This is a genomic window from Streptomyces turgidiscabies Car8, from assembly GCF_000331005.1.
GTDB lineage: Bacteria > Actinomycetota > Actinomycetes > Streptomycetales > Streptomycetaceae > Streptomyces > Streptomyces turgidiscabies.
The window spans coordinates 21287-33669 of sequence record NZ_AEJB01000093.1; the positions used below are offsets into that span (position 1 = coordinate 21287).

7 protein-coding genes are annotated in these 12383 nt (G+C 70.3%); all 7 read right to left on the reverse strand.

The features are described from left to right. Nucleotides 1-38: 38 nt before the first annotated feature. Nucleotides 39-932 (reverse strand): hypothetical protein, encoded by an 894-nt coding sequence (locus STRTUCAR8_RS05280; protein WP_006374400.1) that lies wholly within the window; start codon nt 930-932, stop codon nt 39-41. Next, complete coding sequence (locus tag STRTUCAR8_RS05285; protein ID WP_234372599.1) at nt 929-1879, reverse strand: hypothetical protein; 951 nt, start codon at nt 1877-1879, stop codon at nt 929-931. Before STRTUCAR8_RS05285 ends, STRTUCAR8_RS05280 begins: the two co-directional genes overlap by 4 nt. Then, nucleotides 1876-3327: an alpha-L-fucosidase gene (locus STRTUCAR8_RS05290; protein WP_006374423.1), complete on the reverse strand. Its 1452-nt coding sequence runs from the start codon at nt 3325-3327 to the stop codon at nt 1876-1878. Before STRTUCAR8_RS05290 ends, STRTUCAR8_RS05285 begins: the two co-directional genes overlap by 4 nt. An 11-nt stretch (nt 3328-3338) precedes the next feature. After that, on the reverse strand, nt 3339-5474 hold the full coding sequence (locus STRTUCAR8_RS05295) for a GDSL-type esterase/lipase family protein (RefSeq protein WP_100247492.1): 2136 nt from the start codon (nt 5472-5474) through the stop codon (nt 3339-3341). A gap of 75 nt (nt 5475-5549) precedes the next feature. Then, nucleotides 5550-6770 carry an SGNH/GDSL hydrolase family protein gene (locus STRTUCAR8_RS05300; protein ID WP_006374414.1) on the reverse strand — a complete coding sequence of 407 codons (1221 nt, stop codon included), beginning with the start codon at nt 6768-6770 and terminating at the stop codon, nt 5550-5552. Nucleotides 6771-6781: 11 nt separating this feature from the next. Next, a complete protein-coding gene (locus STRTUCAR8_RS05305) occupies nt 6782-10450 on the reverse strand; it encodes a beta-galactosidase (RefSeq protein WP_234372600.1) in 3669 nt (1222 codons plus the stop codon). Beyond that, nucleotides 10447-12330, reverse strand: coding sequence for a DUF4091 domain-containing protein (locus STRTUCAR8_RS05310; RefSeq protein ID WP_006374403.1), 1884 nt, complete (start codon nt 12328-12330; stop codon nt 10447-10449). The genes STRTUCAR8_RS05305 and STRTUCAR8_RS05310 overlap by 4 nt, the downstream gene beginning before the upstream one ends. Nucleotides 12331-12383: the final 53 nt, after the last annotated feature.

The following is a 12383-nucleotide window of genomic DNA, read 5'->3' on the forward strand; positions in this document are numbered from 1 at the left end:
CTGGAGCTCAGGCCGGCCCGGCCGCACCGCGGTCCGTGTCAGGCGACGGTCATCGCGAAGATGTGCAGGGCTGGGCCACCGCTGCCCACGCCGTCGCCGACCTTCGGCAGCACGACGGAGCGCAACTCCCTGTCCGCCAGGTCGACGCCGAAGGCGAAGAGGCTGACGGGGTTGTCGTCCCGCCCGGAGGGGGTGTTGCGGTACGGCAGCACCACCGCGGCGGAGGCGTATGCCCCGTACCAGTCGGGCACGTCGACGGAGAAGTCCTGCTCGGTGCCGTCCGCGTACACGACTTTCCCGGGGCCCGCGCCCGCACCCCAGGTGCTGGTACCGAGAAAGGCCAGCCGACTGCCGGTGCCGGACAGCCGCACGCGCTGCCCGAACGACACCACGTTGTCCTTGGCTCCCGGCCCGGTGTCCGGCCAGGTGAAGGTGGCTCCGTCGTAGCTGACCGAGGCCCCCGGGGTGAGCCCGGCCGAGGCGAGCGCCTCGGCGGACAGGCTGGAGCGCGAACCGTCGATGTCGGCGGTGGTGGTGGCGTCGTCGGAGGAGGTCCCGGCGTTGTCGAATGCACCGTCCAGGGAGCGGTACGGGAGTTGCAGCAGCGCGGTCGCGCGGGTGCAGTCCGACCCGTCCTCGTGCACGTCGAAAAGGGCGTGCGCGACCAACGGGACCACACCCTCGGTGCCCTCGGAGAGCCGGGTCCGCCAGGTACGGGTCACCGACCTGCCGGGGGCCAACTTGCCGAGGGAGGACGCCTGTCCGGCGCCGTCGGCGGAGAAGTACAGCACCGTGCCGCGCAGCGCGATCCGGGTGGTGTTGGTGAGCTCGGCGGTCAGGGTCACCGCCTGACCGGGTTCGGGGGCGGCGGGCTCGTAGGAGAGCGACACAGGAGGTGCGAGGAAGTCCTCCTCGGGGCGGTAGGGGCTCACGCTTCCTCCACGGAGAAACGGTCGAAGACCGCGCGCACGGTCGTCCCGGGATAGTTGGTGTTGACCGCGCTGGCGACCACACCGGCGTCCATGGCCCCGCTCGCCGACGGCACGGTCACACTCGCGACCTCGGTCCAGGACAGCAGGTTGGTGGTGCTGTACGCCGTGTACGTGGTGCCGGAGCGCACCAGCCGCAGCCAGGTCGGGTGCGTCGAACCGCCGCCGCCGGCCCACGTGTCGAGGCGGCCGTCGCCGTCGCTGTCGGTCATGAACTCCAGGCCGAACCGCAGCGACATGGTCAGCACGGCGTAGCCGCCCTTCCCGGGCGCCGTCAGGTCGTTGGCGACGGCGATGCCGTACTTCGCGGTGGGGTTGTCGGTGCCGGTGAGGCTCACCGCCTTGACCTGCACCACGCCCGCCTCGGTGACGACGCCGGGGAGGAGGACGACCCCCTTCTCGTCGGTGCCGCCGGACAGGTCCCGGCCGCCCGCCCAGATCACCAACTGGCCGCCGTACTGGCCGAATTCGGCGTCGTCGGTGGTGGCGTACGTCCGATACGGGTCCCGCACCGCATTCGGTTCGTAGGGCACCGAGAACGTCTTGGCGGCCCGCGCGCAGTCGCTGCCGCGCTCGCCGACGTCGAAGACCGCGTGCGCGGTGAACGCCACGTCCCCGGCCACGTCGGCCGGCATCCTCGTCTCCCACCGCCGGGTGACCTTCGCACCGCGCCGCAGATCGCCGAGCGGGATGGTCTTCGCCGCCGAGGTGGCACCCGGGTCGACCAGATGGAGCACGACGTTGCGGAGCGGGAAGGGGCAGTCGTTGGTGAGGACGGCGGTGGCGGTCACCGTGGCGCCGCTGGTCGGCTCGGCGGGCTCCGTGGTCACGGTGAGGGTGGGTCCCAGGGTGTCGTACGCGGTGGTGTCGCGGGTTCCCACGCGGCTCACCGGTCCCAGTCGACGGTGAAGACGTTGGCGATCTCGCTGGGGAGCGACGGCGGGACGGTGATGTGGATCCTTCCGTCCCGGCGCGTCCACCTCAGGCTGCCGCTCCCGCCCAGCAGCCTGATGCGCGAAGTGGCGCTGATCGGGATGTCACCCGGTATCGAGAGGGTGCCGCTGGGCGCACCCAGCACGATGACGTTGAACTTGCCCGGGGAGACGGTGTAGCGGATGCCGAGCGCGCTGCCCTCCTCCTCGGCCCGTACCCAGGGCGTCGAGCCGTAGACCGCGGGGCCGTTGACCTTCAGCCAGGCGCCGATGTCCCGCAGCCGCTCCTGCATGATCTCGGGAATCGTGCCGTCCGGCCTCGGACCGATGTTCAGCAGCAGGTTGCCGTTCTTGCTGACCACGTCGGCGAGCAGCCGGACCAGGAACTCGGAGGTCTTGTAGTCCTCGTCCGGCTCGTGCCTGTTGTAGCCCCAGGAGTAACCCATCGTCATGCAGCACTCCCACTTCTGCGGGTCCATCGTGGGGTTGGCGCGCTGCTCGTACGTGGCGAAGTCGAAGTGGGTGTCGAACCGGTCGTTGATCACCACACCCTTGGGGTGCCTGCGGTTCTTGGCCTGGTTGTAGTAGTGGGCCATGGGTTCCTCGCTGCGCCACGGCGGGTTGCCGTCGGGCCGGAACCACTGACCGTCCGCCCACAGCAGCTCCGGGTCGTAGCGGTCGATGATCTCGTACAGCTGCTTGAGTTCGTAGTCACCGACGTAGTCCTGGACAGGCTTGTAGCCGGTCAGCGGGATCTCCTCGTCGGTGTAGAAGTTACGCATCGGGCGCCCGATCGCCGGGTTGAAGTACTCGCCGAGCGAGTAGTACAGACCCGGCCGCACAGTGCCACGCCGGCGGGCGGCGGCCATCAGCTCGCCGACGAGGTCCCGCTTCGGGCCGTACGCGACCGAGTGACGGTTCGTCACCTTGCTCGGGTAGAGGGCGAATCCGTCGTGGTGCTTGCTGGTCAGCGCGAAGTACTCGGCGCCCGCCTGCTCGAACAGCCGCACCCAGGAGTCGGGATCGTACTTCTCGGCCCTGAACTGAGGTATGAAGTCGTCGTAGGTGACGTCCTCGCCGTAGGTGTCGCGGTGGTACTTCCACTCGGCACTGTCCTTGAAGCTCTGGTACCACAGGTACCACTCGGAGGCGCTTCTCGGCGTCCCGCCGCCGATCACCGAGTAGACGCCCCAGTGCACGAAGATGCCGAACTTGGCGTCCTTGTACCAGCGCGGCACCGGGTGGGTGTCGAGGGATGCCATGGTGGGCCGGTAGTCGGGGATCCCGGTTCCGCTCCCGGTGAGCGTCGGGCCGGTGAGGGCTTCGGCGGTCCCGGGCGGGGCCAGGAGCACGGCGCCGCCGACGGCCGCGGCCGTGGTCATGAAGTGCCTGCGGTTGACTGCCATGGAGGTGCCTCTCACTTGGGGGAGGAGGAGAAGGAGTCGAAGACCGCGGTGGTGGTCTGGCCGGGGTAGTTGAGGTTGACGGCGCTCGCGACCATCCCCGCGTCGCCCACGCCGCCGCTCGCGGACGGCACGGTGGCGGTGGCGACCTGCTGCCAGGCGGTGCCGTCGGCACTGGCGTAGGCGGTGTACGTGGCCCCGTCGCGGACGAGCCTCAGCCAGGCGGGATGGTAGGAGGAGCCGCCGCCGGCCCAGGTGTCGAGGCGGCCGTCGCCGTCGCTGTCGGTGAGGAACTCCAGGCCGAACTGTGCGGACATGGTCAGTACGGCGTAGCCGCCCTTCCCGGGCGCCGTCAGGTCGTTGGCGACGGCGATCCCGGCCTTGGCGGAGGGCCCACTGCCGGTCTGCGCGACGACCCGTGCCGTCACGGAACCCGAGGAGGGCGCGGCGCCGGGCAGATAGACGGCGGCCTTCTCGTCCTTCCAGCCGGACAGGTCCTGGCCGCCCGCCCAGATGGCGAACTGGCCGCCGTTCTGCGCGTATCGGGCATCGTCGGCGGTCGCGGCCGTCCGGTACGGCGCCTTCACACCGGAGGGGACAGGAGTGACTGTGGCGTCCACCTCGTCGGTGTCCGACCGCCGCTTGCCGCCCTGGTCGTAGGAGCTGCGCACCACCAACGGGTGGGTGCCCCAAGCGGTTTCGGGCCCGGGGGAGACGGTCCAGGTGACGGTTGTGCTCTTCCCCGGGCCGAGGACGCGCAGGCGAGCACCTCCCGCCGGTTCGGCGGACCAGCCCGCCGGGAGATCCAGCCGGGTACGGACGTCGGTGACCGCCGAGCGGCCGTCGTTGGTCAGGGTCGCCGTGATCCTCGTGCCTTGGCCGCCGGCCTGCAGACTCGGCCGGTACGGGGTGAGGCGGACACGGGTCGAGGGGCAGCCGCGCGCCACCCGCAGACCGGGCAGGTCGACGGCGTCGGCGAACGCCTTCATCCCGGTGTCGTTGGGATGCAGATGGTCGCCCGAATCGAACGCGGCGGCATATCGGGTGGGGTCGTCAGGGTTCCGTACCGCCCGGTCGAAGTCGGCGAACCCGTCGAGGACGCCGCCGGAGTCCCGGACGAATGAGTTGACCTTCTGCCGGTCGGCTTCCTTGGCCTCCGTCCACCAGTCGCCCCAGCCTCGGTACGGGACGACGGTCGCGCCGATCAGCCGCAGCCCGCGGGCGTGCACGCGCCGGGCGATCTCCTTGATGCCGTCGATCACCTGGTCGCCGGTGGCGCCGCCCCAGCTGAGGTCGTTGACACCCTCGAACAGGACCACCGTCCGGGCGTTCGGCTGGGTCAGGACATCGCGCTCCAGCCGTTCGAGCGCCGACGGGTTGCCGTCCGTGCCGGCGGTGATCCGGTTGCCGCTGATGCCCTCGTTCATTACTCCGGCGGTGGTGGAGCAGCTGGCCAGCCGGGCCGCCAGGTAGTCGGGCCAGCGCCGGTCGGTGTTCGCCGTGGACGACGCGCCGTCGGTGATCGAGTCGCCGAGCGCGACGACGGAACCGGCCGCGCTGCCGCCCCGTACATCGACACCGGTCAGGAACGGGAACGTGGAGTCGGTACGGGTGAAGGCGGTCCCGGCGGGATCCCCGGCGTGGTCGCCGCCGCCGTCGGGCGTCCAGTAGACGGTCTGGAGGCCCATCCAGTGCTGGCTGATGTGGGTGAGCCGGCCCGGAAAGTACAGGCTGACCACCACGCTGCTCCGGGCGGGCACCGAGAGCCGGACCTGGTCGCTCGCCACCTGCCCGCCGGCCGGGATCGTCACGGCGCTCTTCCCGCCGAAGCTGAGCCTTCGCGGCTTCGTGACCGCGCTGCTGCCGCCGCTGCCGCTGTCGGCGAGTCCGACCGTCGCGTGCCCGATGGTCACCGGCTCGGTGGTGAAACCGTTGGTCAGCCGGATGCGCACGCTCGACCCGCCCGCGCTCACCCGCACGGGAATCCGTACGGTCACCTCCGAGGTGCCCGGGTCGTACGCGGCGTGCTGGGCGGTCGCCCAGGTTCCCGTCCACTGCTGGGTGTGCCGCGTCGTCTGTTGCGTCTGCTGTGCCGCTTGCGCTGTCGCGGTGGGGGCCGGGAGCAGTAGTCCGGCCAGCAAGGCGATCATGGCCGTAACCAGGGCCGCCGCCGGTCTTCTTCTGCGTCCGGCAACTCCGATAACTCCGAGCACTACTGGTCCTCCTCAGGAGCAGCCGCGGCCGAGGCCGAGCGAGGTCAGATCGATGGAGTCGGCGAACGCCTTCATGCCGGCGTCGCTGGGATGCAGATGGTCGCCCGAGTCGTACGCCGCGCCGAGCTTTCGTGGGTCCGCCGGGTCGCGTACCGCCCGGTCGAAGTCGGCGTAGTCGTCGAAGACGTGGGCGGAGTGCCGTACGAACGCGTTGACCTGCCGGCGCCGCGCCTCCGTCTCCTCGGTCCAACCGCCCCAGGTGAAGCCCATGTACGGGGTGATCGTGGCGCCGATGACCCGCATACCGCGCTGGTGGGCCCTGCGGGCGATGGTCTTCATCCCGGCGATGATCTGCTCGGCACTCGCCCCGCCGAGGTCGTTGATCCCCTCGAAGAGGATCAGGGTCCTGGCCCCCGGCTGGGACAGCACATCCCGTTCGAGACGGGCCGGCGCCGACGGGTTGGTCTGGGTCCCGGCGGTGATCCGGTTGCTGGTGATACCCGCGTTGAGCACCCCGGCGCCGGGCCGGCAGGCGTTCAGCCGCGCGGACAGCAGGTCGGGCCAGCGCCGGTTGGTGTCGGCTGTCGAGTAGGAGCCGTCGGTGATCGAGTCGCCGAGAGTCACCACCGCCCCCGCCCTGGGCGCGGTCACGTCGACGCCCGAGAGGAACGGCCAGCTCGTGGTGGTCCAGGTGAAGGCGTCACCGCCGGTGTCGGCGGCATGGTCACCGGCTCGGTAGTCCGTCCAGTACACGGTCTGCTGCGCCCACCAGTGGTCGGTGATGTGGGTGACCTGACCGGACAGGTAGAGGCTGACCACCAGGTCGGCACCGGCGGGCAGCGGGAACCGGACCGGGTCGCTGACCGCGGTGCCGCCCGCCGGGATCGTCACCTGGCGCTGCCCGCCGAATCGCACCTCGTACGGCCGCTTGACCGCGGAGCCGCCGTCGCGCAGCCCCACGGTCGCGTGACCGATCGTCACCGGCTGGGTGGCGTACGCGTTGGACAGCCGGACACGTACCCGGGAGCCGCCGACGCTGGTGCGCACCGGCATCCGTACCGTCACCTCGGACATCCCGGAGACTTCGTAGTGCTCGCTCGGAGCCGTCGCCCACGTGCCGGTCCAGCCGTGCCCATCGGCTCGCTGACCGGCTCCGGCGGGCGCCACGGGTCCCGCCACCACGGCGGCCAGCGCCAGCAGCAGGGCCGCCAACCCGCTGCCGATCGAACGCATCCCGCCGCGCATCAGGAACCGCCCGCACAGGTCAACCCGGCGTCCGCCCAGTCCGCGTGGTCGCTGGAGACATCGCCGTTTCCGTCGACGACCAGGTCCAGCCAGCGGGCGCCGGACACGTCCACGTCGACGGTGGTTCCGCCGTCGGAGCCGGACACCACCGGGGTGGTGGCGAGGGTGCGGCCGTCCGCGACCACCTGGAAGGAGACGCTGCCGCCGTCACCGACCTCGTCGTCCAGCCCGGCGACGGCGGTGAACCGGGTGCAGCCTCCGCCCAGATAGACCCTGACCTGGCTGTTCGCGTGGACGCCGAGGCCCTTGCCGTAGGTGGTGCCGGCGATGGTGAGGGGTCGTCCGTCACCCGCCGCGGCCTCACCGTTGGACAGGTCCCTCTCGACCGGGCCCCACCCGTTGACCGCCTTGACCAGGGTCAGATCGCCGACGTACGCGTCCTTGGAGAGCCCCGGCGGCGGCACCTGCACGGCCCGCTCCCCGGTGACGCGCTTCGGCCGACCGGCCTGTTTCAGCTGGGCGGTAGCGGACAGCACGGCGTAGTGCACCGGGTCGGCGGGCGGGGTCACGGTGTAGACGGCGGTCACCGACGTGCCGGGCCGCACCCGGTCGAAGCCGGTGGCGCCGTCGGCGGTCGCGGTCCAGCCGTCCGGGACGGTCAGTGACACCTCGACGTCGCGGGCGGTGGGAGCGTTCTTCGGCACGGTGAGCGTGACGGGGACCTTGGTGGCCGTGCCGGTGCTCAGGAAGGGCTCGGCGTCCACCGTGATCCGCGCCCCCGGGGCGGGCATGGCGTACGTTTTCGCGTCGTACGAGGGCGCGGACACCGTGTTCACCTTGATGCCGCCGGCACTCGCGCCGAGGTCGACGAGCTTCACCGAACCGGGGCCCGCCGCCTTCCCGGTGGACCACACCGCCAAGGCGATGGTGTTGTCGCCCTGCTCGCGCAGGATGCCCTTGGGTACGACGAACCGAGTCTGGGGCCCGGTGGCGGGCAGATAGCGGCCGATCAGCCAGCCGTTGACGAAGATCTGCGCGCGGTACGCCGTGCTGCCACCCTCGGGCTCCGCCAGATCCAGCGCGAGCGCGTTGTCCTGACCCGTCGGCAGATCGAGCTTCGCGCCGGTGCGGTACCACCGCACCCCGGGTTCCGTGGCCCCGGACCGGGCGGACGCGGACAGCGAGGTGCGCTTCCAGTCGCCGTCCGGGTATCCGGGCAGCGACCAGCCGGCCCGCTCCCCGTACAGCCCGCCGTTGTTGTAGGGACCCCGGACGGTGTCGACCGGGTTCTCGCCGCCGCTGCTGCCCTGGATCTTCCAGGTGAGGGTGGAGGCGCCGCCGATCACCTCCGCGCCGAGCAGTCCGCGCGGCTCCTTGGAGTAGTCGTGGCCCCATTCCTCGTTGTGGCCCGCGTTCTCGGCGAGGACGGCGAGCACGTTGTCACCGGCGTCCTTGAGCACGCCCGCCGGGATGCCGAAGGTGTGTGCGCCGTCGCCGGAGCCGCCGAGGTAGCGGCCGTTGAGCCAGACCGCGTACTGGCCGGTGGGACCGGTGTCGGCGTTCAGCGCGAGCGCGGTCGCCGCGCCGGTGGTCCTGAACCGGCCCCGGTACCAGACATCGCCGTGGTGGAAGCCGTACTCGTCCATCGCGAGCACCGGTAGCGAGCCGTTCAGCTCGGCGTTGGCGGCGGAGAGGCGGGCGGCGGTGGTCCAGGCGGAGTCGTCGAAGTCCCGGGCGGTCTCGGGGGCTTCCTCCTTGTACCTCCAGGTCGTCAGCGCGGGCAGCCGTACCGTGCGCGGCGCCTCGGTGACCGTAGTCCTGCGGCCGTTCCAGGTCGCCTTCTTCGCACTGGCGATGACCTCGATCTTCGCGGCCCCGGTGGAGTCACCGGTCAACCGGAGTGTGCCGCCCCTGACCTCCGCCGTACGGACCAGGGACGGGCCGCGTACCAGGACCGGTCCGTCGGCGGTGTCCTGCCGCCACCAGTGGGCGGTCTCGGCGACGTCGGCGATCAGCAGTTCCAGGCCGTTCACCAGTACCCGGGCCAGGCCCTTGTGGGTGTAGTTCAGCCGCAGATCGCCGCGTTCGGCGTCCCACGTGGTGGTGACGTCACCGGCGAGCACCTTCACCTGGGGGCGCTTCGCGTACCGCAGCACGGTCTCGCCGGATTCGCCCGCACGCCCGTACAGCAGGGCCACCTCACGGTCGCCGATCGTGGCGTGCGTCATGATCTCCGAGGTGGAGTAGACGAGCCGCTGGTCGCCCAGGTCGTAGCCGGCGACGAGGAGCTTGGCGTCCCGGCCGTCGACGGTGATCGCGCCCCGCTGCGGCACACGCGGATAGGCGCCGTCCGAGCCGGTCAGGGACAGAGTGGTCTCGTCCCTGTCCTTCACCCGGGTGTCCGCGTGCCGGACGGTGAAGAACTGGGTGCCGTCGTCGGGGTTGACGCGCCGGTCGATGCGCAGCGCCTCGTCGGACGGGACGGGTGCCTCGGCCTTGTCGGTCCGTGCCAGCGAGGAGACCGAGTTGACGAAGTACCCGAGCCGCTTGAACTCCTGGTATTTGTCCGTCAGTTGGCGGGACTCGTTGATCGGAGCGCCGTAGTCGTACGACGTGTAGACGGCGTTCGGGTCGGCGAGCCAGCCCCAGTTCGTGCCGCCGTACGTCATGTAGAAGGACTGACCGGAGACCCCGGCGGCGATGTTCATCTTGCTGAACACCCGGGTGAAATCACTGCCGGTGAGCTTCGCGCAGTCCTGGTAACCGGTGCCGCCCCACGGGTCGAAGGCGCCGCCCTGAGCCTCCGGAATGATCAGCGGTGACTCGGGCTTCCAGTCGTTGACGTAGGAGTAGTCGGGCAGGTTCTTCCAGACGTCCGGGTCCTTGCAGTCGAAGCCCTGCGGATACGCGTCGAAGCCGTAGATGTCGGGGGCGCCCTTGCCGCTCACCCAGTTCCGGTTGGCGCCACCGTCGTTGACGAAGGTCGGCACGTCGATGCCGTCCTCCTTCGCCCAGTCGATGAGCGTCTGCATGTAGTCGGCGTCGTGGCGTCCGCCCTGGTACTCGTTCTCGACCTGATACAGAATCACCGAGCCGGTGCCGCGCGTGAGTTGATGGCGCGCGATGATCGGATTGATCCGGCTCATCCACTCCCGGGCGTCCTTCAGATACCCCTCCTCGGAGGTACGGTTCACGCCCGCGCGGGTCTTGCGCCATGCCGGTAAGCCGCCGCCGGACACCTCGGCGTTGATGTAGGGGCCGGGCCGCGCGACGACGTACAGTCCGGCGCGCTCGGCCTCGTCGAGCAGCCGCTCCACGTCACGGACGCCGGTGAAGTCGTACGAGCCCGGCTTCGCGGAGTGATAGCCCCAGTCGAAGTAGAGCGAGACGGCGTTGAACCCGCCCGCCTTGATCTTCTGCAGCACGTCGCGCCAGGCGTCCGGGCTGGGCAGCCGGAAGTAGTGGAACTCGGCACCCCAGATGTACAGCGGTTTGCCGTCGACCTGCACGGCGTACTGGTCGTAGGTGACCGTGTGCCGGTTCGCCGTAACGGGCGCGGTCCGCGCTGGTGATACGGCCGCGCCGACGACCGGAGCGCCCAGGGACGTGGCGGCCAGCACCGAGGCGAGCAGCAGCGATCTCATATGCCCTCGCACATGGCCGCTCATGAGGTCAGCCCCTTCACCACAGCCGCCCGCGCGGCCTCGATGTCGGTGACGTCCTTCGTACGGCCGTCCAGGTCCCGAGTGGCCGTGGTGAGGGCCTCGGTGAGAGCGGCGCTGTCACCGCCGTCCTTCTCGCGGAGCTGTGCGATCAGCTCGAAGTCCTCGACGCCTTCCTTGAGTTGCTCCCAGCGGATGCTGGACATCGGCCCGTTCTTCCCGGGATAGACGAGGTACTCGTCGCCCTGGGTGAAGATGTGCACGGGCTGTCTGAAGGGGTCGCTGGTCCAGCTGTTGTACGACCAGCGCAGGAACCCGTCGAGGTTCCGCCGCGCGGAGATCCACGGCAGCATCCGCGACTCGACGGCGGGGGAGTAGGACAGCGTGTTGGGGTGGGCGGGCGCGCCGTACACGTAGAACGTGGTGGTCTTGCCGGCCGCACGCCGCTCGGCCGCCTTCTCCTTCGTCATGGCGTCGATGCCGCCCCAGTCCACCGACAGGTTCGACGCGACGCCCTCCGTGGTGATCGATCCGGCGACCGAGATGCGGTCGTCGAAGACCGGCGCCACCTCGTGCACGAAGTCCTTGACCACCGTCATCGTGCTGATCGGCCGCTCGTCGAAGGACAGCCAGGTGTCCTGCAGCCAGCCCTTCTTCCTCAAGTGGGCCTCGAAGGCGGGCAGATAGGCGCCCCAGGCCTGCCGCCAGCGGTTCCCGCCCAGATCGACGTTCTCGTAGACGGTCTTCCCGGTGCGGCTGTCGGTGTAGGTGAGGTGTTCCTGGTCCTGGAAGGCCAGCATCGAGAAGGCGCCGATGTCGGGGCCGAGCCCGGCCTTCCTGGCGGTCTCGACGTACTTGTCCCAGCGTTCGAAGTCGAAGGCGAACCTGGTCCCGTTCCACTTCCAGGCGACCATGCTGGTGTACGGCGTCGCGGTCTGCGACTCACGGGTGCCGAGCGACCACTGGTGGTGCCAGGGGTTGTCGACGATCGTCGTGTTGATGACCTTCTGGCCGCGTGACGCCAGATCGCGGTTGTACGCGTCGATGAGCTTCCAGTGCTCCTTCGACCACAGCTTCACCTTGTGCGCCTGCGCGATGGTCTCCGGCTGTGCCCAGACGTCGAGGAAGAACCTGTAGTCGGCGGGGGCGGACACGGTGGCGTCGGCGACATCGATGGTGAGCGGGTACGTGGCCTGGGCGCGGCCGGCGACGTCGATGCGGACCGTGCCCATGTACGTGCCGGGCCGGGCGTTGTTCGGGATGCGGAAGGTGAACCAGAGCGGCTGTGCGGCGTACGCGGGCACGTCCACCGAGGAGCGTTCCTCCAGCGGGTCGCCGACGACGTCCGGATTGCGGTCGCCGGAGACCTCCTTGGCGGAGCTGACCTGGTCGATGGTGGCCGACCAGTCGACCTCGCTCTTGGAGCGCTGTACGGGCACGTACTTCACGAACCGCACCCGCGTACTGTCGCCGTCGAGCTTCGCGCCGCCCGGCCCGGTCAGGTCGCCGACCTTCGCCCTCACGTCGTCGAGGCTCTTGCCGGAGGCGATGGCGAGCTGGGTGGAGACCTGTTCGCCGCGTACGGCGTCCAGGGCGAGTTCCTTGGTGCCCTTGCCCTCGATGGCGGTCATCGGATAGCGCGGCACGCGGACCTCCGCCGAGCTCGCGAAGGATCCGGTGGGCACCCAGGTGATGGTGTCCCTGGTGCCCATGGCGTCGGCGACCTTCACGGTCAGCCAGGTGGTGGTGGGTTTCCGCTGATCGTCGTCGCCGGTGGCCGCGATGACGGTCGTGGTGGTCGCGACGAGCGCGCCGGCGAGGAAGGCGGCGGTGAGGGCGGATACGCGTGCGGGTATGCGAGCGGGTATGCGTGTGGGCCGTGGCATGGTGGATCCCCTTCGGAAAAGGGTCGTCGGGCGCTGCCGAAGCTGGCGGTGGG